This is a genomic window from Enterococcus diestrammenae (genome assembly GCF_049384045.1).
GTDB classification, from domain to species: Bacteria; Bacillota; Bacilli; order Lactobacillales; family Enterococcaceae; genus Enterococcus_C; species Enterococcus_C diestrammenae.
The window spans coordinates 1-23,496 of record NZ_JBMRGR010000015.1 but is presented as its reverse complement, the minus strand read 5'-3'; the positions used below and the strand labels follow the sequence as shown (position 1 = coordinate 23,496).

The 23,496-nt window shown below is 45.2% G+C and carries 14 protein-coding genes; all 14 read left to right on the top strand.

Going from position 1 to position 23,496, the window contains the following annotated elements:
* Positions 1 to 296: 296 nt before the first annotated feature.
* The 14 genes from priA (at position 297) to mreD (ending at position 23,255) form a co-directional block, all read left to right on the top strand.
* Positions 297 to 2,735, top strand: coding sequence for a primosomal protein N' (gene priA / locus ACO03U_RS10555; protein ID WP_204687089.1), 2,439 nt, complete (start codon positions 297 to 299; stop codon positions 2,733 to 2,735).
* Positions 2,736 to 2,824: 89 nt separating this feature from the next.
* Positions 2,825 to 3,388 carry a peptide deformylase gene (def, locus tag ACO03U_RS10550; protein WP_204687058.1) on the top strand — a complete coding sequence of 188 codons (564 nt, stop codon included), beginning with the start codon at positions 2,825 to 2,827 and terminating at the stop codon, positions 3,386 to 3,388.
* Positions 3,385 to 4,332 carry a methionyl-tRNA formyltransferase gene (gene fmt / locus ACO03U_RS10545; protein ID WP_204687057.1) on the top strand — a complete coding sequence of 316 codons (948 nt, stop codon included), beginning with the start codon at positions 3,385 to 3,387 and terminating at the stop codon, positions 4,330 to 4,332. The genes def and fmt overlap by 4 nt, the downstream gene beginning before the upstream one ends.
* Entirely contained in the window at positions 4,332 to 5,780 is a 1,449-nt protein-coding gene (rsmB, locus tag ACO03U_RS10540) for a 16S rRNA (cytosine(967)-C(5))-methyltransferase RsmB (RefSeq protein WP_423104735.1), read from the top strand. Before fmt ends, rsmB begins: the two co-directional genes overlap by 1 nt.
* A gap of 798 nt (positions 5,781 to 6,578) precedes the next feature.
* Positions 6,579 to 7,319: a Stp1/IreP family PP2C-type Ser/Thr phosphatase gene (locus tag ACO03U_RS10535; RefSeq protein ID WP_204687056.1), complete on the top strand. Its 741-nt coding sequence runs from the start codon at positions 6,579 to 6,581 to the stop codon at positions 7,317 to 7,319.
* A complete protein-coding gene (gene pknB / locus ACO03U_RS10530) occupies positions 7,316 to 9,604 on the top strand; it encodes a Stk1 family PASTA domain-containing Ser/Thr kinase (RefSeq protein ID WP_204687055.1) in 2,289 nt (762 codons plus the stop codon). The genes ACO03U_RS10535 and pknB overlap by 4 nt, the downstream gene beginning before the upstream one ends.
* Positions 9,605 to 10,395: 791 nt before the next feature.
* Complete coding sequence (locus tag ACO03U_RS10525; RefSeq protein WP_204687054.1) at positions 10,396 to 15,537, top strand: SpaH/EbpB family LPXTG-anchored major pilin; 5,142 nt, start codon at positions 10,396 to 10,398, stop codon at positions 15,535 to 15,537.
* Between the two features lie 5 nt (positions 15,538 to 15,542).
* Positions 15,543 to 17,411, top strand: coding sequence for a SpaH/EbpB family LPXTG-anchored major pilin (locus ACO03U_RS10520; RefSeq protein ID WP_204687053.1), 1,869 nt, complete (start codon positions 15,543 to 15,545; stop codon positions 17,409 to 17,411).
* Between the two features lie 182 nt (positions 17,412 to 17,593).
* Positions 17,594 to 18,778 (top strand): class C sortase, encoded by a 1,185-nt coding sequence (locus tag ACO03U_RS10515; RefSeq protein WP_204687052.1) that lies wholly within the window; start codon positions 17,594 to 17,596, stop codon positions 18,776 to 18,778.
* Positions 18,779 to 19,044: 266 nt separating this feature from the next.
* Positions 19,045 to 19,926: a ribosome small subunit-dependent GTPase A gene (gene rsgA, locus ACO03U_RS10510; protein ID WP_204687051.1), complete on the top strand. Its 882-nt coding sequence runs from the start codon at positions 19,045 to 19,047 to the stop codon at positions 19,924 to 19,926.
* A 380-nt stretch (positions 19,927 to 20,306) separates the two neighbouring features.
* Positions 20,307 to 20,960 (top strand): ribulose-phosphate 3-epimerase, encoded by a 654-nt coding sequence (gene rpe / locus ACO03U_RS10505; protein WP_204687050.1) that lies wholly within the window; start codon positions 20,307 to 20,309, stop codon positions 20,958 to 20,960.
* Positions 20,957 to 21,598 carry a thiamine diphosphokinase gene (locus tag ACO03U_RS10500; RefSeq protein WP_204687049.1) on the top strand — a complete coding sequence of 214 codons (642 nt, stop codon included), beginning with the start codon at positions 20,957 to 20,959 and terminating at the stop codon, positions 21,596 to 21,598. Before rpe ends, ACO03U_RS10500 begins: the two co-directional genes overlap by 4 nt.
* 291 nt (positions 21,599 to 21,889) lie before the next feature.
* Positions 21,890 to 22,747: a rod shape-determining protein MreC gene (gene mreC / locus ACO03U_RS10495; protein ID WP_204687048.1), complete on the top strand. Its 858-nt coding sequence runs from the start codon at positions 21,890 to 21,892 to the stop codon at positions 22,745 to 22,747.
* A gap of 1 nt (position 22,748) precedes the next feature.
* On the top strand, positions 22,749 to 23,255 hold the full coding sequence (mreD, locus tag ACO03U_RS10490; protein WP_161869550.1) for a rod shape-determining protein MreD: 507 nt from the start codon (positions 22,749 to 22,751) through the stop codon (positions 23,253 to 23,255).
* Positions 23,256 to 23,496: the final 241 nt, after the last annotated feature.

Below are 23,496 nucleotides of genomic sequence, written 5' to 3'. Positions count from 1 at the left end.
TGTGTTTCTCCCTAGAAACAAGCCAATTTTCCCCTCAAATTTGAACTATACTGCAATTTCCCGCCCAAGCCTCCCCCGCTTCCCACCAGTCCTTTTCCCCCGTCAGTTCCCTAAACTTCCCTAAAGCCCCACTGGTCATCCGGCACCCCCTACAGACAAATGCCTTTTTTTTCGGTATAATATGGAAGAATTTGTATCGGAGGACCTTCGATGACAAACATAGACGGTGAAGTCGGAGGGGCTCTTCAAGCTAAAAGCCAGGCTGACTTCATGAAAGAGAAAGGATGATTCGTCAAATGCAAGAATTTGCCAAAGTAATCGTGGATGTGCCGGCGATGCAGACGGACCAACCTTTTACTTACCATATCCCGCCGGAGCTGACTCAGCTGGTACAAGTGGGGATGCGGGTGGAAGTCCCTTTTGGTAACGGTAATCGCCATATCCAAGGTTTTGTGATGGCTATTGTCGCCGATCCGGAAACCGATGCGCCCTTGAAGGATATTACTCGGGTGTTGGACCTCGCCCCAGTGTTAAATACGGAACTTTTGGCATTGGCTGATTACATGAAAGAACAGACCTTTGCCTTCAAAATTACTTGTTTACAAACGATGCTGCCGGCGGTGATGAAGGCGGAGTATCAAAAATTTATCCGAATCACCGATGTGGCCCAAGCCCAAGCAGCCGGTATTGCCGCTAATTTGCTGGCAGCTGAGGCCGGTGAGGTTCCCGAAATCGACTGGCAACAAGCGGAAACCACCGGCTTGTTGCCGACTTTGTTGCGTTTACGGCAAGCCGGAGGGGCGGAAATTCGTTACCAAGTCAATAAAAAGAACAAGATCAAGATGATGCGTTTGGTGGCATCTTTAATCACCACACCCGAACAAGCAGAGGAGATTAAATCACAACTACGAGCAGGGTCCAAACGCAAAGAACAGTTGGTGGACTTGTTGTTGGCGGCAGGAGATGCAGCGCTGCCGGTAAAACATTACACTGATGCTGGTATCAGCAATGCCACTTTAAACCAAGGGGCCACAGATGGTTGGTTGCGGTATACCGAAGTGGAAACCTATCGTGATCCTTTTGCCAATCGGGAATTTGCAACCACCACAGCGCTAGCCTTGAATCCCGAACAATTGGCAGCCACCGAAGCCATCTTGGCAGCCGCTAAAAGCGAACGTTCAGAGACCTTTTTACTAGAAGGCATCACTGGCTCAGGTAAGACAGAAGTCTATCTGCAAAGTATCGCCGAGGTACTAGATCATGGTAAAACTGCGATTATGTTAGTACCGGAAATCGCTTTGACGCCGCAGATGGTGGAGCGCTTTAAGAGCCGTCTAGGAGACGCAGTGGCGGTGCTTCATAGCGGCCTGTCCCAAGGTGAAAAATACGATGAATGGCGGAAAATCGAGCGAGGAGAAGCTCAAGTGGTGGTGGGGGCTCGTTCAGCGATTTTTGCCCCGCTAGAAAATATCGGGCTGATTATCGTGGATGAAGAGCACGAAGCCACCTATAAACAAGATGAGACCCCCCGTTATCATGCACGAGATTTAGCGATTTGGCGTGGTGAATACCATCATTGCCCTGTGGTATTGGGTAGTGCTACCCCTTCTTTGGAATCCCGGGCCCGAGCACAAAAAAAAGTCTACACCTTGCTGCCTTTGAGTCAGCGAGCCAATCCTGAAGCAGCTTTGCCATCAGTTGAAGTGGTGGACATGAAAGATGAATATGCTAAGAAAAATCCTGGGAATTTTTCCTTAGTTCTAAAAGAAAAAATCGCGGACCGGCTGGCTCACGGAGAACAGATTGTCTTGTTATTAAATCGTCGGGGTTATTCCAGCTTTATGATGTGTCGGGATTGTGGTCACGTGGTGGGATGTCCTAACTGTGATATTTCCTTGACGCTACACATGGATGTCAAAAAACTGCGCTGTCATTATTGTGGCCATGAAGAGGGGATTCCCCAGACTTGTCCGGAGTGTGGCAGTCGCAAGATTCGTTATTACGGTACCGGCACGCAAAAAGTTGAAGAAGAGCTTTCCGGGATTTTCCCTGAAGCGCGGATTTTGCGGATGGATGTGGATACTACCCGCAAAAAAGGCGCCCACGAACGGATTCTCAAGGCGTTTGGTGAGAAAAAAGCCGATATCCTGCTAGGCACCCAGATGATTGCTAAAGGATTAGATTTTCCTGATATTACCTTAGTGGGCGTGCTAAATGCTGATACCGCTTTGAACTTGCCAGACTTTCGGGCCAGCGAACGGACCTTCCAACTGTTGACACAGGTCAGTGGTCGGGCTGGTCGAGCGCAAAAGCCTGGTGAAGTGGTGATTCAAACCTTCAATCCCGAACACTACGCCATCCTGTTGGCCCAACGTCAGGACTACGAAGCTTTTTATCGCCAAGAGATGGCGATGCGGCATCGCAGCGGCTACCCACCGTATTTTTACACGGTAAAGATTACCGTCAGCCACCAAGAAGAACAAGAAGCCGCCCGCAAGATTTTTGCCATTGCTCGCGATTTGGCGACGGAGCTGAGTCCGCAAGCGGTGATGCTGGGACCGACACCGGGCACGATTGCCAGGGTGAAGAATCGGTATTATTACCAACTGATTATCAAATACAAACGCGAGCCACACTTGCAACCGGCTTTGAAAGCCTTGCTAGAAGATAGTCAGCTGGCCCAACGACAAGGCTTGCTGATTTCTATTGATAACGAACCATTGAACTTTATTTAGTCTTCCCCAGAGAACACTGCGGGACCAAAAATGACCCTAATCGAGGGCGACCTCGACTGACAATATAGAATGGAGCCAACGAAGCACCTATGATTTTACCTTTAGTACTAAATCCAGATGAGCATTTACGGAGAGAAAATGCCGAAGTGACGGCGATTACCGATGAGCTGTGGGATTTGTTAGACGATTTACACGACACCATGATTGCCCATGACGGCGTCGGCCTGGCAGCACCTCAAGTGGGGCGAAATGTGCGAGTAGCCGTGGTGGAAGCCGAAGAAGGCGACTTGATCGAGCTAATCAATCCAGAAGTGATCGAAAGTCACGGCAGCGACATCGATGTTGAGGGCTGTCTTAGTATTCCTCATATCTATGGCACGGTGGCCCGACCTGACGAGATTACCGTCCGTTATTATGACCGGGAAGGCGACGAGCTGGAGATGACTTGTTTTGACTTCCTTGCCCGGGCGGTACAACACGAAATCGATCATTTAAACGGGATTTTATTTATCGATAAGCTGATCGACAAAGTCCCAGAAGACCAGTTGGAACACTATATGCAAGAACGTCTGACAGAAGAAATCGTCAATGAACTAGGGGAAGCTGACAAAGCGACCAAGCCAGAGGATCAACAAAAGGAGGAGCAAGAATGACCAAAATCGTTTTTATGGGTACGCCGGCGTTTTCGGTACCCATTCTCAAAGGGCTAGCCGAAACTGGCTATGAAATTCAAGCAGTAGTGACCCAACCAGATCGTCCAGTGGGGCGCAAACACGTCTTGACCCCGCCACCAGTCAAAGTGGCCGCCTTAGAACTGGGCTTAGAAGTCCTGCAACCAGAAAAAATCAGTGGCTCACCAGAAATGGCGCGGATTGCTGAGCTGGCTCCGGATTTGATCGTGACGGCAGCGTTTGGCCAATTTTTGCCAGAAAAACTGTTGCAAGTGCCACGCCTGGGGGCTATCAACGTCCACGCTTCCTTGTTGCCAAAATATCGTGGCGGCGCCCCGGTGCATTATGCGATTATTAATGGGGATGCCGAAACCGGCGTCACCATCATGGAAATGATCAAAAAAATGGATGCCGGTGCAATTTTCGCCCAAGACCGCTTGCCGATTACTCCGCAAGATGATGTGGGGACGATGTTTGACAAGTTGAGCTTGCTGGGGCGGGAGTTGTTATTGCAAACTTTGCCAAAACTGATTGCCGGCGAGCTGGAGAAGACGCCGCAAAACGAAGCCGAAGTGACTTTTTCGCCAAATATCACCCGGGAACAAGAGGCGGTAGACTGGCAAAAAACCGCGACGCAAGTGGATTGTCAAGTGCGGGGCATGCGGCCTTGGCCAATCGCCTTTACCACCTATGAAGGGACACGTTGGAAATTATGGGATGTGACCCCCTTGCCAGAGGAAAGCACCGAGGCAGCACCGGGGACGATCATCAAAAAAGCCAAGAAACAACTGTGGATTGCTTGTGGAGAAGGGACTGTGCTGGCTATCAATGAGTTGCAACCCGCTGGCAAAGGTCGCCAAGCCGTCGCTGAATTTCTAAACGGCGTCGGGCAACACATCGCCCTCGGTCAGAAGGTGGGAGACTGATGGCTATGTCAGAAGCAGGCAAACAACGTCCCGCCAAAACCAGTGACCATCCCACTGTCGCCAATCCTCGCCCACCTCGTCGTCGCAGCAAACGGCCACCGCAAGCGCTGCGGCATTCCGCGCGCCTGGCTGCTCTCACCGCACTGGAACGGGTAGCCAAAGGTGGCGCTTATTCCAATCTGTTGATCAATGAAGTGGCCAAAAGTGGGCAATTGCAAGACAAAGACCAACGCTTGATGACGGAAATCGTCTACGGCACCATTGCCCGGCAACTGTTATTGGATTACTATCTATCTGACTTTTTGAAAAAAGCTAAGAAAGTCGAGGACTGGGTACAGCTTTTACTGCGGTTGTCAGTTTTTCAAATGTTGTATTTGGATAAAGTCCCTGACCACGGCATCATCAACGAAGCAGTAGAAATTGCGAAATACCGGGGCAATCCTGGCACAGCTAAGTTTGTCAATGGTGTCTTACGCAATTTTCAACGGCAAGGAGCCGCGGATTTGGCGGCGATCAAAGACCCGACAGATCGCTTGGCTACGGAGATTTCCATGCCCCGTTGGTTGACGGAAAAATTGGTTGTTCAACTCGGGGTAGATCGTACCCGCCAGTTAGGTTTATCCTTATTTGATACGAGTCATGTCTCGGCCCGGGTAGACACCCGGTTTTTGAGTCGAGAAGACGCCATCGATTCCTTGGCAGCAGATGGCATCGAGGCGCGGGAGTCAGCCATTTCTCCTTATGGTATCGTGGCGGAAAAAGGGTTTCTAGCTGGTAGCTTCCAATTCAAAATGGGGCGATTGACGGTCCAAGATGAAAGTTCCATGTTGGTAGCGCCAGTCTTGCAAGTAGCTCCTGATAGCCAAGTGTTAGATGCTTGCGCGGCTCCCGGAGGAAAAACCACCCACATCGCTACTTTCTTGGATGCCGAACGTGGTGGACAGGTGACAGCACTGGATATTCATCGCCAAAAAGTTGCCTTGATTCAAGAAAATGCGACACGCCTCCATGTCCAAGAAGTGGTCAAGGCTCAACAAATGGATGCCCGCACGGTAGCTGAAAACTTTGCACCGGAAACCTTTGATCGAATTTTGATCGACGCGCCTTGTTCCGGTCTAGGCTTGATGCGCCGCAAACCAGATATCAAATATGGCAAAGCCGAGGCCGATTTCGCTCGTTTACCAGAAATCCAACGGGCAATTTTGGACAGCTGCGCAACCACATTGAAAAAAGATGGCTTGCTCGTTTACAGCACCTGTACCATCGCTGAAGAGGAAAATCAACAAGTGGTGGCGGCCTTTTTGGCGGATCACCCTGAGTTTGTCTTGGCAGAAATCGCCGTCAATGACTTAGTGGCTCAAGAAATCCGCGAAGGTACGTTGACGATTTATCCAGACACCTTTGGGACGGACGGCTTCTTTATCAGTTGTCTGCGAAAGGTGAGATAGTATAGTAGGAAACAGAGAAATTTCGCTCCGTAGCATTGGGGCGACGGTAGTAGTAGGACCGGCAAATGCCAAATTATAAAACAATTGTCATTTGCCTTGTAGCCGCAAACTTAACGTAAGTATCGCATGCGCCACTAACGCTAAGTAATTTGCCTGACATCCTAAGAGCTACTGTCATCCCAATACTACTCCGCAAAATCTCACCATTACCTACAGCCGAATGTGGAATATCTCTTCTTAGCAATCCATGATAAACTAAACTCAAATCAAAATACGGAACCGAGATTCAGAAAATCTCGGTTCCGAAACAAGGTAGTCCGTTACCGCAAGAGATTTGCAGTTTCCATTGTGTTTCTCTTCGCAAAAAGCAGGACTACCAGATATAGCAGGAAAAGGGACAGGGTAGGCGGAGACTGGAGGGCATAGTACAGGTTTACCGTTCGAGTGAATTACTGCCAGTTACTTGACAATGCCTTGGCAGTGGCAAGTTAGTGGCAGTTTGAAATCGTTAGGCAGAAGACGCTGAGAAATTTCCGATGCTTTTTTTCGGAATTTCTCAGTGGCTTCTGCCGGCGGCTGTACCATGCCCTCCAGACGCAGCCTACCCTGTCCCTTTTCACTTCACTACAGTGTAGTGATTATATATACACTTTTTTAGGATGGCTTCGAGGCGGAGAAAGCTCAGAAATAAGCCCGTGAATCTGTGGTGACAAAAAACGTCACCGCAGCTTCCCGTTCTTATTTATCGCTTTCTGACCACCGCCTCTCAGCACACTTTTTAACCCAGGAGGAAACTCAATGGAAATTGCATATCGCTCCGATATCGGACAACGACGTACCAGTAACCAAGATTTTGCTGATGCTTTTACCAACCAGGCCGGCACGGCACTCGCTATTTTGGCTGACGGCATGGGAGGACATCAGGCTGGCGACCTCGCTAGCCGTTCCACCGTGGCGGATCTCGGCCAACTGTGGCAAGAGACTGATTTGACAGATCCCGAAAAAACCGCTTCTTGGCTGGTGCAACATATCCAGCAGGAAAACCACGTGATTTACGAAAAAGGGCAAGAAAATATGGCGACTACCGGCATGGGAACCACCGTGGTGGCGACGGCTATTTTCGCTGACCGCTATATCATCGGTCACGTAGGGGATAGTCGGGCGTATTTGTATCGTCAAGGTCAGCTCCAGCAGTTGACCGAAGACCATTCGTTAGTGAACGAGTTGGTGCGCTCTGGTGAAATCACTAAAGAAATGGCAGCCACTCACCCGAGACGTAATGTTTTGACTCGTTCGGTGGGGATGCCTGGCGATGTGGAAGTCGATGTCACCGAGTTGCCTTCACAAGACGGGGATATTCTGCTGATGTGCTCAGATGGTTTGACAAACATGGTGATTGAATCAGATATTGCCACTGTGTTGCGGGCAGAGGCACCACTTTCTGAAAAAGCCGATACCTTGGTTGCTGCCGCCAATGAAGCCGGTGGCGTGGACAATATCACTGTCTTTTTGATTGCTATCGGAGGTGGAGACCAATGATCGAGATCGGCAAAAAAATCAACGGTCGCTACCAAATTATCGGCAATATCGGCTCCGGTGGGATGGCCAATGTGTATCTAGCTCGTGATCTGATTTTGGATCGGGAAGTAGCGGTGAAGGTCTTGCGTTTTGACTTCCAAAACGATCAAGCCGCCATCCGCCGTTTCCAACGAGAAGCCTTGGCCTCTACCGAATTGGTACATCCGAATATCGTCTCCGTCTATGATGTCGGGGAAGAAGATGGCATGCAGTATTTGGTGATGGAATACGTCAAAGGGATGGATCTCAAGCGCTATATCAAGAGCCATTATCCGATTCCTTATTTGACCGTAGTGGAAATCATGCAACAAATTCTATCCGCCATCGCTTTGGCTCATCAGCATCGTATCATTCACCGGGATTTGAAACCACAAAATATCCTGATCAATGAAGATGGTGTAGTGAAGATTGCCGATTTCGGCATCGCCATTGCCTTGAGTGAGACGTCCATTACCCAAACCAATACGATGCTGGGCTCGGTACATTACCTGTCGCCGGAACAAGCCCGGGGTAGTATGGCGACCCATCAATCAGATATCTATGCTATCGGGATTATTCTTTACGAGATGCTTTGTGGCAAGGTGCCTTTCGACGGTGAATCGGCAGTCACTATCGCTTTGAAGCATTTCCAAGATGAGATTCCCTCTGTGCGCTTGTCAGATCCCAACGTGCCCCAATCTTTGGAAAATGTCGTACTTCACGCCACTGCCAAAGACCCAGCGGACCGTTATCAGACTGCTGATGAAATGAATAATGACATTTCTTCAGCCTTAAATCCGGATCGGTTAAACGAGCCCCGTTGGCAACCTCATGCCATGCTGGACGAAACCGTACAACTGACACCAATCGCTGGAGACTCTGCCATTGCCGGAGATGATAGCCAACCGACAGGCCCAGTGCCAGCCGCCGTCACACCAGCGGAAATGGCGGAAACCTTAGCTAGCCCTGGCCCGGATCCGGAGAAAAAACGTAAAAAATGGTGGCTGATCATTCCGATTTTACTGGTCTTATTCGCCGGTGCTGGCCTTGCCTATGCCGTATTTGGAGGTGGCAATGATGAAGTCACCGTCCCTGATGTCAGTGATTTGACGGAAAGTGCAGCGCGCGACACGTTGGAAAAAACCGGTTTAACTGTCAATGATGACACCGAAGAAATCCCCAGCGATACCATCGAAGCCAATCGCGTGGTGAAAACGAGTCCAGCTAGCGGCGATACTGTCAAAGAAAAGGCGGAAATCACTTTGTACCTTTCTAGTGGGACTAAAAAAATCCCGATGGAAGACTATCGTGGGCAAACCCAGGAAGACGCTGAAGCTGCCTTGAAGGAGTTGGGCTTTAAAGAAAGTGCCATCGATGTTCAACAAGACTACAGCGATGAGTACGACGCTGGCGAAGTGATGGCTCAAGATCCAGCGCCGGACACCGAGATTTCACCAAAAGATGACAGCGTCACTTTGACCATCTCACTAGGGATCAAACCCATTGTGATGGCAAACTATTTGGGCTTGACCCCAGATGCGGTGAAATCCAGCCTCACCTCTCTCGGTGTCTCCGCCGATGATATCACCATCGAGTATGATTACACCGATCAAGTAGCAAAAGGTTCGGTCGCTCGCACCACGCCAGCAGAAGGCGAAGAAGTCATCCCGGGCTCTACTGCCATCACTTTGGTGGTTTCTTCCGGTAGCGGCAAAGTTACCCTACCAGAGTTGAAAAATATGACGGAGACCCAAGCCCGCAATCAACTGAAAGAACTGCAATTAGCAGTCACCACCGAAGAAGGAGACTATAGCGAAGACGTAGCGAAAGGTTCCGTCCTCGAAAGCGATCCTCCTAGTGGTAGCGAACTGAATATCGGTGATACTGTCAAACTGATCCTCTCCAAAGGTAAAGAACCAGAGCCTGAAGAAGAATCCTTCACCGTCAAGTACCAAGCCACTTATACCGGGGAAACTACTCCGAGTAGTAGCGAATCAAGTCGTACTAGCGGAAGTGACGGCGATGATGCCAGCTCCAGTGAAGCGCCAACTCTAGGTAGCCAAGACATCACCATCTGGCTAGATGATGAAAAACATGACAAACAAGAAGTCGCCAACTTCACCGTCACAGAAGGCGGGCGCCAACAAACCGGTAGCTTCACCGTCACTGTGAAGAAAGGGGAAAAGGCGACGGTTTATTATCAGCGAGATGATGGCGAGGAACAGAGCCAAGAAGTCAGTGGTGAGACGACGGTGGAAGTGCGTTAAAAGTAAATAAGAAGCAAAGAACCAGAATTTTCGGATTCTGGTTCTTTGTATTTTTTTTGGAATAGTCATTTTTTTGAAAGCGTTTTATATATAATGATATATTTAAAGTGTTAAAACGGCGTAACAAAAAGAAATAGAGTAACGAGAAACGTTATTTTAAATGTGAATAAAATTAAAATATTTTAATTTTAATGTCGATTGTGTTAATATTATTAAAAATAAGATTAATTTGTAAGTGGTATTTAGTTTTTGTATCTGTTTTATTTTCTAAAAGGAGGGATTACTTGAGAGTTCTAAAAAATGTGATTAGTAATGGAGTCTGTGAAAAAGAGTCAGAAGTGCGTTGTAGGTTAGGAGACAAAACTATGAAGATAGTCTCCGATATAAGAAACTAAGTCAAAGCATAAAAATTAAAAAAATTAATTATACTGATTAAAATACAGATCGCTCTTTTCTCGAAGAAGGAAGGCAAAATGGACAAAAATGGGGAACAAATTCATTGCTTGTTAAATGGTAGGTTAATTGTGAGTGGATTTGTTTTGTTAATTACTCGAAATCAAGCAGGAAATAAGTCGAAGAAAAAATTTTTGTAATATATTTTTTTTAGTTGTTTTTCTAAAAAACGTAATTTTAAAATGTAAAAAAATTTTTTTGGATAATTAAAATAACTTAAATGCCTGCATTTAAATGTTTGTGTTTGAATTCTGAATTTAAAAAATCTTTGTAATTATTTTGAAAAACAAGTATGATTTAATTGATAGCTAGGTTCATTAAGTAAAGGAGGGGATGAAATGAAGACGGTACGGAAAAAAGTGTTTGCTTTTTCTGGTTTGTTCATGGTACTAGCACAAGTATTCATTATGGCATTTTGTAGCATTGTCGCAGTGGCAGTCACCACCGACGAGACGCAAAAGACGTTATTCGATACTACAAATGCGATAGCGAAGATGGCCTATGAAGAGACTGGAGAAAATCGTCTTAAGTGGACGATCGATTTAGAAAAAAAGGGGAGTGAGTTGCCGACTAAGTTTGATTTGCAATTGCTGGCTGAGAGTAACGGGGTGAAAAGGCCCCTCATACCAGAAAATCTTCAAGTTGTAAATCAGAGTGATGAGTTGGTCAACCTAAAAGTTGGTGACGGGGAGACAACTACCAGTATTTATGAAATGGAAGCATCGACGGTAGGCTCAGTTGCCCTTACCTTTGAAACAGCTAGAGATTTTGACAAATTGCTTGTAACGCCGCACCTAAAAACTACCGAAGCAAACACAGTTGATTTGTTAGCTGATGCGACGGAAATGGTTTTTGAAATACCAGTAGTTGAAGAAAGTGCAGATATCTTGCAGACAGTTGAGACGACATTAGAGGAAGCAGTAGTCGAATCGACTGAAGCGTCACAAGAAGTAGTCGAGGAAACAACCACTTCATCCAGTGAAGTAGAGGTAACTAGTGACTCAAGCGAAGTAGCTGCCGTAACCGAAACTACTGAAATAACAAATGACACAAAAGTTGAAACAAGTACAACTGAAGAAGTAGTTACTGAGCCGGAAAGTGAAACTGGATCAACTTCATCTAGTAAAGTTGAAGTAACTATGAGTTCTGATACAGCCGTCAAAACAGATGATTCAGTTGAAAACTTTGATGATGGGGGACATGAGGCAGTATTGTATCAGGGGATGCTTCAAATAGCTGGAATAACCCCAGCAGCTGAAGAAGTCAATGATCCATTTAAGTATTATGATACTACGAATGCAAACGGTATCTATCCAAAACATGATACAAATCAATACTTACCATCAGCTACTACTTCAGATTTTGTGAAGAATTATAATTATGGGAACGCAACTAAGAGTACAGCAGCGCAAGATAATGTTAGTATTTTCAATATTTCTACTGGCAATTTAAACTTCACCAATGGATACCATGAATACGGCAGCTCAGAAACTGGACGATTGAACACCAAAAAAACAGTCAGTCCGACAAGTGATCCAAATGTTTTTCAAGTTCAATTAGATACGATTGGAGATGCGATTCGTCCGATTCCTATGGTGGATATCGTATTGGTTTTGGATAAGTCTAGTAGTATGAATTATTTTACCGGAAAAGAAGATGCTTCACCGACCCGCTGGGATCAACTAAGAGCAGCCGTAACGAAATTTTCAAATGATATGTTAGGTAATCAGAATACTCATGATGTACAAATTGGAATGGCTGCTTTTGGATCTTATCAAACAGGAAGTGGACAAAATGTTGTTAATAATCCTTATGGAGAGATTGCATCATTTTCCAACCTTTCGTCCGGAATGCCGGAATCAATGACAGGGTTTACTAGAAGTGCCTCAGTTTTACAAAATCACGCGATGCTGAATGTCGCAAAGGCCCCATCAGCTTCTGGAACACCAACATTTTTAGGACTAGATGCGGGGTTAAAGCTTTTGAGCACGGAAGGGTATGGGTCAAGACCAGGTGCGAAGAAAGTAATTATTACAATTACCGATGGAATACCAACATTTTATCATAAAGCAGATTACTTTAATGGAACAACGAGTCTGAGTAATTCTCTGAACAAATTAACAGCAACAACGACGTCAGCGAATAGTGTCTTAAGACTGACGGCTCTTGAAAGCCGAAACAATGATTTGTATGGGGGGACGGGGAGCTCGGGCAGTAACTACTCTACGACAAATGTTCAGTTTATTAATGATCGATACAACCAATTTACCGGCTTGAATCGATATGCAGTGGGCTTCCATACTGATGATAATGCGAATGCAGTTGTTTCTGCATTAGGACCGGAGGGAGCTTTTAAAGCAACAGACGTTGATTCGCTAATTAAGGCGTTAACTACGGCAATTTCAGAATTGATAGCAACGATTTATAATGGAACGATTTTTGATCCTATGAGTGATTTTGTTACATTGCTAAAAGAAACAGTAAAAACTTCAGCACTGTCACTAGAAGAAGATAAGAAATTGACAGAAATACAATCTACTGCTGATGATTATCCCCAATATGCAAAAGATATCAAGGCTACGGTGACAGACAATCAGATTACATTGGAAGACGTCAATATGGGCTTAGATAAATCGAATAGTCGACAAGGATACCGTTTAACCTATCAAGTTGAACTAAAAGAAGCGTTTCGAGATGGTACATTCTATCCAACCAATAAGGCGACCTATTTATTGAATGGTAATGGCACCAATAAATACTATGCTGTACCGTCTGTAAAAGTACCGTTACCTAAAGTCAATTTTACCTTGACTAAGATTATAGGGGGAACCAGTACTGGTTTAGCCGGTGCTACGTTCCAACTCTTTGATGCAGAGACAGGTGGCAATGCAAAATCTGACGCAGTGATATCGGAAGATGACGGCACATTGAACTTTACGAATATCACTCCTGGTACTTACTGGTTGAGAGAAACGGTAACACCAGAAGGCTTTGTGACGATGGATCCGATTCAGATTACTGTGAATCGTAACGGTAATGTAAGTGGGGACGGGATAACGAATGGGCAAATCACCAATTCCTTAAAACGGATTGATTTGACTTTGTATAAAAAAGATTCCACTGGTGAAGCGTTGACAGGTGCGACATTTAAATTGAAGACGAGCAGTAGTTCTAGTGATATTGAGCTAACGACTGTTGGAAATGTGCATACAAGAGAAGGGTTGTCTCCTGGTAGTACCTATGAAGTGTGGGAAACGGGTGCCCCTGATGGCTATGAGGTGCTTGGGAAAATAGGGACGATTCAAATTACGCAAGCAGGAGCAATCGTCTTTAATCCGGCCGCAGGAATAACGGGAAGTAATTTTAAAGTAAATAGGAAGGGAGCCCAGATTGAGATTTCAATGGATGTCAACAATGTGTTGAAACCTTTTGAACTGGAATTAATAAAACGTGACGCTTATGATCATGGGTTATTCTTACAAGGTGCTACCTTTACCCTATACGATAAAACTCCAACTGATAATACAGCAGTCGAATTAGCTCAAGCTAGCACTGGTGCAGATGGGAAAGGGATATTCCAAAAAGATGGTGCAACCTATCAATTAGAAGCCGGCAAAACCTATTACTTTAAAGAAACGACACCTCCAGATGGCTATGTTTTATCGACGAGTATCTATCAAGTGATTGTTGCAGAAGACGGTAGTGTGACCATTAAAAAAGATGGTAGTTCATTTGATGAAATGGAACGAACACTTGTGTCTGGGACTGGAAACAACCGAATTGAATTAACAATCGACAACGAACCAAAAGTTCCCCTCCCTGCAACGGGCGGTCCTGGGACGATGCTCTTTAGTCTGATTGGGGTTTTGGCTTTGCTGTTATCGGGTGGTTACTTTCTTTTGCGACGAGGTCAGGAGGCGGATAGCGTGAAAAAGATATTTAAATTTTTCGCTTTGCTGGTTTTAGTCTTGCCGACCCTCTCACTAAATGGAACAAAAGCGGAGGCAGCTGAAATTGAGGTGACCTTTGCTTTGCACAAGATTGCGTTTCCTGAAGGGGAAATGCCTGAAGAAATCGCCAATACGGGAGATTATGAAGGGGTTCATCATGAGTTGTTGATGGACTACAAAGGACTAAATGATGTCGTCTTTGAAGCCTATGATGTGACGAATCAGTTTTACCAAATGCGCAATGATGGCGCATCGGTGGAAGAGGCGCAGTTGGCTTTGAGCCAGTTGGAAGTGGAGGAGTTAGGAGAAGTAGTAGACACTCAAACGACTACGACCATCTTTGAGGAAGATGGTACTGCACTGTTCAACTTGCCAGCTGTCGACAAAGAAGGCCGGGATGCGGCTTACTTGTTCCACGAAGCAGCCGCTCCAGAAACAGTAACGGCACCGTCGAAAAACTTAGTCGTTGTTTTGCCGGTTTTTAACGCCGATGAGGAGCAGCTTTCCACGATTCATCTTTATCCGAAAAATGAAGAATGGATTCACGAGATTCCACCATTTGATAAAGCGGTGGTAGATCAGGTAGAAAGCTACCAATTTGGTGATATCATCAACTATGAACTACGTACTACTGTTCCTCATGATATCAAAAAGTATACGAAGTTCCAGGTGAGTGATGCCTCTGATCCGGGCCTGGTCTATCAAGCAGGTACATTGCAAGTCAAAGCCGGAGATGACATGGTAACAGAACTTTACGATTTGGAAGAATCCGAATCAGGCTTTACCGTGAAATTTACTGATTTTGAGGCGATGCATCAGCACGTAGGCAAAGAGCTGATTTTCTCTTATCAAACACAACTGGTGGAAGTAAAAACAGAAACCAACCTCTTCAAAAACCAAGCACGTTTGCTGACGGACTTTGAAGATTTGACTCGGGAAGTCGAAGTGGAGACTGGTGGAAAACGGTTTGTCAAAGTGGATTTAGAAGACAAAGACACCCTTTTGGTAGGAGCTAAATTCCAAGTCCTTAATGAACAAGACCAATACTTGAGTAAAATCGCAGGTGGCTATACTTGGACCGATGATGAAGATGATGAAAATTTGGTCGTCTTAGAGTCTGATGGGTTCGGCCAATTTGAAGTCAATGGCTTGCGTTTTGGAGACTATTCATTGCAAGAAATAGCTGCACCAGAAGGCTATCAATTGAGTACTACACCAGTAAGTTTCACGATCTCAAAAGGAAGCTATACAGCCGGTGATCCAGGTATCTTGCAAGTGGTCAACTTGAAAACGCCAGAACGTCCTGAACTGCCAGACACTTCAGGACCAGAACCAACACCGACACCGGAAACACCAGCAACACCGACGCCAACACCGACAACCACCACACCACAAGCGGTGCGGCCGTCGTTACCGAAGACAAATGATGTGAAGAACAGCAGTTTTATCTGGGTTGGAACTGTCTTAATCGCGGGGGTAGCCATCGCATTTTGGCGGAAAAGCAAAAATAAAAAAGAGGAAGAGGAGTGAATGAAATGAAAAAGCAACGAATATTTGGGTTAATGGCCGCATTTGCAATGGTATTAGGGGTATTTGCGAGTCTGGTAGGTGGTCTATCTGCATCTGCAACAGAGGGTGTGGCAAAGCAAAATGTGACGATTCATAAGTTGAAATTTGAATCAATGCCGGAAAATGTTCAAAATACCGGTGATGAAATGACATTTTCTAATTCGGCACCACTTGCTGGGGCAGGATTTACAGCTTATGATGTCACTACAGCATATTGGAACGCATACGATGCTACAGAAGGAGACTTCGAAGCTAAAAAAGGAGCAGGGATTAGAGCTGCTGAAGCTGTTGATACAGATGAAATAACAGATGACGATCTAATTTTTGATGAATTTGGCTTAACAGACGATGCTGGAACAGCAACGCAAGCTTTGCCAATCACTTCAAACGGTAAAAAAGCCATTTATAAATTTGTTGAGACAACCACACCTGCTGAAATCAAAACACCAGCTGTCCCTTTCATTTTAGGCCTTCCCGTCTATAGCGATGCAGGAGTACTGAAAACTACTGTTCATGTCTATCCAAAAAATGAATTGAAATCAGTCGACTTTGGCTTTACTAAATACGGTGTTGAAGTAGGTGATGATCCATCAGTATTAGCAAATGCTAAATTTATACTGAAAGAAGTCGGTGGTGGGTACTATAGCGCTACTTCTGGTAAATTTGATGCAACTGAAGCTGAAGCTACTGATACCCCTCTCTTATCTGGGAATGACGGAAAAGTGACTGTTGCCGGACTCTATTTGGAACCGGGAGAATATGAATTCTATGAAATTGATAGTACTGTATCAACAAGTGTGGAACAAACGGTATCAGAAACAGATTCAGAAATCTTCCACTATTTGAACAATCCAGTAGTTACTGCAACGGTTGCTGCAGATATGACTGTCACGTATACTTACTATGATCAACAAATGGTTGAACAAGAAGGTGATACAGCAGAAGCTTATAACTACAAAGTGCCTGTACCAAATAAGACAGTGAACGATAGTGACGTAGATGCTGGTCAAACTGTTACCTTTACTCTTAGTCAAAAAATCCCTGATGACGTTGCTCAGTATACACAATTTGCATTAGTGGATAAGTTTGATACTCGCTTGGAATTATTGTCTGATGCTAGCACTAGCATTGTTGACAGTCTTAAAATTGATGGTGTAGCTGTAACTGATGTAACAGCAGCCTATACAAAAGATTCAGATGATCAATTTACTGTCGCTTTTACACCAAGTCAATTGGCAAAGTATGTAGGTAAAACGTTAACCCTTAACGTGGAGATGAAAGTGAAACCAGGAACTAATCTAACAGCCATCAACAATGACCTCACCTTTGACAATAACTTCTATGATAAAAAAGGTTCAACAACTGTTCAAACTTACGGAAAACGCTTCAAGAAAATTGATAATGACACTGGTGAAACTTTGAAAGATGCTGAATTTAAAATCAAAAAAGGTAACGAATACTTGCAAATTGCGGATGAAACTGGACCGTTGGCAACCTTTACTGGGGTAGCTAGTGGGAAAACCGTGAAATGGGTAGCCAAAGATCAGGCAACAACATTTATCTCTCCTGAAACTGGTGAGTTCGGTATCTACGGTCTTGCAAGCGGAACCTATACCTTAGAGGAAACTAAAGCACCAGATGGTTACGTTTTGATTGCTCCATTTACTTTTACTCCAGATAATACTGCAACTGAATTATTAGTTGCCAACAAACACAAAGGTATCTTGCCTTCCACCGGTGGTACTGGGATCGTGGCCTTTGTCCTAATCGGTGTCGTAGCTCTTGGTGGCGCAGCACTTTACTTCACTAAAGGACGTCGTCAAATTGAAGGCTAAGTCTTAAGATTACGTAATTGATCTGAATAGCAAAGAATAATGAATTGTCGGCAGGGCGTTGGCTTGCATAAGCCCAAAGCTCTGCTGGCATTTTTATTCGTAAGACGATGTTATTAGCTAACTTTATTTAGTAAACTAGTATCTAGAGTGAGAGTTATTTTAATTGCGAGGAGTGGGCGGCGATGAAGAAGGTACCGAAGAAAGATACAAATACTAATAAGAAGCCTCGTATACATAAACGTTTGATTGCCGATATTGTCATGATTTTAGTTTTAATTGTGGGTTTGGTGGCAATTTTTTACCCCTTGGTCAGTGATAAGTTAAATGAGGTGTTGGATCAGCAAATCATCTCTTACTACCAAAAAAAGGCCAATCGTGAAAATGAAGAGGCGCTGGAAAAGATTCGCGCTGAACAAGAGGCTCGAAATAAAAAAATCGCCGAAGAAGGGACCAATCCAGGAATAGATCCCTTTGCCGATGAACGAGCTGAAGAGGTGGAAAAACCCACACCTGATTATTATGAGCAACATACGATTGGTGTTATTCAAATTCCTAAAATTGATGTGAAGTTACCGATTTTTGATCGGACGACAGAAGTCTTTCTCAACAAAGGCGCTACCCTATTAGAAGGGACCTCCTATCCGACTGGTGGAGCAGATACCCACAGTGTGATTTCAGCCCATCGTGGGTTGCCAGAAGCAAAATTGTTTACGGATTTGCCAGAGCTGGTGGTAGGGGATCAGTTTTATATTGAGATTCATGATGAGACCTTGGCTTATGAGGTGGATCAGATTTCTACGATTGAGCCCACTGATACGGAGAAGTTGCGGATTGAGTCGGGGGCTGATCTAGTAACTTTGATGACTTGCACGCCTTATATGATTAACAGCCATCGATTGCTGGTGCGAGGGTATCGCGTTCCTTTCGTTCCTACTGCTAAAAAAGTTTTGGAGCAATCAGATAAACGACGTCAGACCAATCAAGTATTGGTTTTAGGTGGGGCGGCATTGACGGTGTTGCTTCTATTGTTAGTGATTGGTTTGTGGCTGAGAAGCGTTTTGATTCATCGCCGGCGTTATCTTTTACAGTTTAAACTGATGGATGAATCAGGCCAGCCGTTAGCAAATGTGCCTTTTGCTCTATATACGGCTAATGGTAAACGGCAAATTAAGCGAGAAGATCGCTTTTTAGAAGGAATGACTGACCAAGAGGGAGTATTTGAGATTCCTGATTTATTGGGTGGCAAGTATCGCGCAAAGAGTAGTCAACGGGAAATACAAGTGAAAGCCCGTGTCAAAAAGATGAAAGATACGAAGTTTACGACTACAATTATTCGTAATTATAAAGGTGGCGATACGATTAAATAGTACTGTCTTTTTGCTTTCGGAAAGATGGCTAGCTCAATTGGTTTTATAGTAATAAAAACCAAAAAGAAAACTATAGGGATCCATGTAAAAGATTCTTCAAAAAGTAATCATACCAAGGCTAAGAGGCTGTCTGAGAAAGTTTTCAGATAAGCCTCTTGTTTTCTTTTTCCGGCGGGAAGTATGTTAGAATAGATGGGAAATCATGATGCTTGCGGCAAGCTAGCTGTGTCTTAGCATCGGCAGTCGGGACAGAAAGAAGGGGCGCAATGAAAGGGCAAATCATCAAAGCACTAAGCGGATTTTATTACATAGAGGCTGACGGTAGGATCTGGCAGACCCGGGCTCGAGGGAATTTTCGCAATCGTAAAATTACTCCTTTGGTGGGGGATCAGACGATTTTTGAAAGTAGCAATGCGACAGACGGCTATCTCTTGGAAATCCTGCCTCGCAAAAATGAGTTGGTGCGGCCACCGGTGTCCAATGTGGATATCGGCGTGATTGTCATCAGCTTGGTGGAACCAGCTTTTTCTTATAATTTATTGGATCGCTTTTTGGTCACTTTGGAAGCTAAGGATATCCAGCCGGTGATTTATCTCAGTAAGTTGGACTTGTTACCAGATCAAGCCTTGGCTAAGGAAGTGGGGCAAGTTTATGAAAAAATTGGTTACCCTGTGATTGCTACCGAGGACGTGGCGGTGGCTCGCCAACAGTTGTTTCGACTTTTTGCAGAAGGCTTGACCGTCTTTATGGGACAGTCTGGTGCGGGAAAATCCACCTTGCTGAATAAACTAGTGCCGGAGTTGGCCTTGGCAACTGGTGAAATTTCGGAATCTTTGGGTCGAGGAAAACACACCACCCGTCATGTGGAATTGTTGCCGGTAGCGGGCGGTTTGGTTGCTGATACACCGGGCTTTTCTTCGATTGATTTTTTGGATATTGATGCGGTAGAATTACCTCGCTTGTTCCCAGAATTTGTGGCGGCAGCGCCAAAGTGCAAGTTTCGGGAATGCAGTCATTTGCACGAGCCAGATTGTGAAGTCCAACGACAGGTTGCTACAGGAGAGATTGCCGAGAGTCGTTATGCTGATTACCAACAATTTATCGAAGAAATCGAAAAGCGCCGACCGGTTTACCGGAAGAAGAAATAGGCTTTCGGGCCGTGAGCGACTCACAGCGAGCACGCATACAGTTCATTGCACCGCATACGCTAGGCGTGAAGCAGCAAATCACTGCTTCAAATGAACTAGCATCAACACACTTAAGCAGGATGGCTTCAGCGACTTGAAGTTTCGGCGATAAACCGTGAGCCAGCTCATGATAAAGGACATCATGTGCTGTCTCCCGTCTTATCGCTCAACTTCAGAGCGAGCCGCTTCAGCACACTTAAATAGGATGGCTTCGAGGCGGAGAAGGTTCGGTGATAAGTCGTGAGTGCCAGTGTGACAAAAACATGTCACGCTGTCCCTCCCGCCTTATCACTCACCTTCTGAACACCGCCTCTCAGCACACTATAATAGGAGGAATCATTATGAAAATCGCACCATCTATTTTGAGCGCGGATTTTGCGAATCTTGGTCAAGATGTCAAAATGGTGGAGGAGTTGGGTGCAGACTATATCCATGTGGATGTGATGGATGGTCATTTTGTGCCAAATATTACCTTTGGACCTAACGTGGTGGCGGCGATCCGCCCGATTACCAAGTTACCCTTGGATTGTCATTTGATGATTGAGCAACCGGAGTTATATGTGGCGGATTTTGCCAATGCCGGCGCAGATATTATCAATGTGCATGTGGAAGCCACGCCTCATATTCATCGGGTGTTGCAGTTGATTAAAAGTTTGGGTGTGAAAGCTGGGGTGACCATCAATCCCGGTACGCCAGTTGCAGCGATTGCTCACGTCTTGTCCATGGCGGATTTGGTGTTGGTGATGACGGTGAATCCTGGCTTTGGTGGACAGAAGTTTATCCCGGAAATGATGGAAAAGGTCGCTGAATTAGCGACTTTGCGAGCTGAAAAAGGGTATACCTATGAAATCGAAGTCGATGGTGGGGTGACGGCAGAAACAATCGGTGCTTGTAAAGAGGCTGGTGCAGATGTTTTTGTTGCTGGCTCTTATATTTATGATGCAGAGGAACCCGGAGCTCGTCTCCAGGCTTTGAGAGAGGTGTTGGAAGGGTGAAAACATTGTTGGCAGCTGGGGGCCCACCTGCCACATGGCCTGTTTTGGTGGAGGACTATCAGCGCTATGTTGGTGTCGATCGGGGCTCACTGTATTTATTGGAGGCCGGTCTGCCTTTAGCGATGGCAGTGGGGGATTTTGATTCCTTGTCCGCGGAGGAGCGAGAGCGGGTTTTTGCAGCTGCTGACAGCGTTCATCAGTCCCCAGCGGAAAAAGACGATACTGATACGCAGCTGGCTTTAGCGACTATTTTTGCGGCAGATCCTGGGGCAGAGGTGACGATTGTCGGTGCTACTGGCGGGCGTTTGGATCATTTGTTGGCCAATCTTTGGTTAGGCTTGGAGCCGCGTTTTCAGCCCTTTTTACGTCAGTTTCAGTTGGTGGATCAGCAAAATTGCTTGAGCTATTATTTACCAGGTAGCTATGAGGTTGCACCGGTGGCGGGGATGAAGTATTTGGCTTTTTGTTGTTTGACGCCGGTTGCTGAGTTGACTTTGCAAAATGTCAAATACGAGCTGAATCGCCAAGCTGTCCTTCAGCCGACTGCGTATGCCAGCAACGAGTTTTTGCCAGGGGAAATGGCAAGTTTTCGGTTTAGCGATGGTGTGGTGGCGGTGATTCAGAGTCGCGATGTCTAAAAAATGATAAGTTAGCCTTGGAAATTTCGATGCTTCCAAGGCTTCTTTCTTGGACCGTTTGAGCCTGTGATAGAGGAGACGGGTAAAAAGTCGAGGCGTGATTAGCTACCGAAGTTCGAACTTTGCTAGTTTCGGTGCATTTTGTGGATTCACTTTCTTTAGAAAAAAATTAAGACTTAGGGTCGACCTTTTGTTTGCTGAAAATAAATGATAGAATGAAAGTTGCAATTTATACGAAATGATCCCTGCTGGAGATACGTCTCAGAGCAGATACTTATAGGAGTTGTCCTTGTGAAAAAATTCAATCCTAATAAAAATATTATCATCGCCTTGGTACTGGGTATCTTGGTGGTTACCGTGCTGAGTCTGAGCTTGGCAAAGCGAGCCTCTGGCGGTAAGTCTAACATCGTTCAATCGGTGGTCAATGACAGTGTAGCAGTCATGGACAAAGTGATTTCGGCACCGGTCCGATTTGTGGAAAATAGTATCGATAGTGTCCGTAATTTATTGGATACCTATGATGAAAACCAACGATTGAAGGCCAAAATCGACGAATACGATAATGCAGTCCAACAAAATACCAACAAAGACCGGGAAATCAAGACCCTCAAAGAAGAGCTGAAACTCAATGAGACTTTGACGGACTTTGAGAAGATTACCGCTAATGTCATCAGCCGCTCGCCGGATTCTTGGCAAGATGTGCTGATTATCGATAAAGGTTCGAAAGACGGTTTGGAAAATAACATGGCTGTCCTTAGCAATAAAGGCTTGGTAGGGCGTATCATTGAAGTAAACTTAGCGTCTGCCAAAGTGGAATTGTTGACTTCTGCCAATGAAACTTCGAACCATTTCCCAGTGCGAATTTCATCGAAAAATGGTGAATCTTTTGGTTTGTTGAAAAACTACGACGAAAAACTGGAAGCGTTGGTGGTGGATCAGGTGACTGGGAGTGCCGATTTGAAGACTGGTGACGTGGTGCAGACATCCGGTCTCGGTGGGAACTCGCCAGCAGATTTACCAATCGGCGAAGTGGTGGAAGCCAAAACAGATAAATTTGGCCTGGACAAGAATGTCTATGTGAAACCTTATGCCCAAATGTACGACTTGTCGGTGGTGACAGTGGTCGCACGGGAAACTGGAGGGGAGTAGCATGGTTAAGAGTTATTTGAAGCTTTACACCGGTCCCGTTTTGTTTTTGCTTCTATTATTAGACACACAATTTACGCGCATCTTTGAAACCATCACCCAACATCACTATTTAGCCAATGCTCATTTATTTTTAATTGCTGTGATGGTTTGTTGCATGGTCCTTCCCCGTCGCTATATGTTGATTGCTGGGACGATATTGGGGCTGCTGTTTGATAGTTATTACATTGGCGCGATTGGTATTTACACCGTAGCGATTCCGTTTGTCATTTGGCTAATGTACCTGTTGGCGGGAGTACTCTACCGCAATGTCTTTACGATGTTTTTCGGAACGATCATTTTCATCACCCTCTATGAATTGGTTGTGGTGGCGATTCAGTTACTATTTGATTTGACTAGTGTCAGCATGAACTTTTTCATGGCACGTTTTTTAGGCCCTACCTTATTATTAAATCTTGTATTGTTCATTCTCTTCATCTTTCCTTTCAAGAAATTATTTGGAGCCAAATAATTCTTGAAAGGCTTTTTTTGTTTTTTCGGGGAGTTAAAGATGAAGGAGCGGATTGTCTGTTTTCGAGGAAAAGCGTCTCGAAAACTCAATATAAAGTGTGAGGCGAGAATTAAGCGTGGACGCTATGCCCCTGCAAAAAAGTTTTTTCGGGGAGTTAAAGATGAAGGAGCGGATTGTCTGTTTTCGAGGAAAAGCGTCTCGAAAACTCAATGTAAAGTGTGAGGCGAGAATTAAGCGTGGA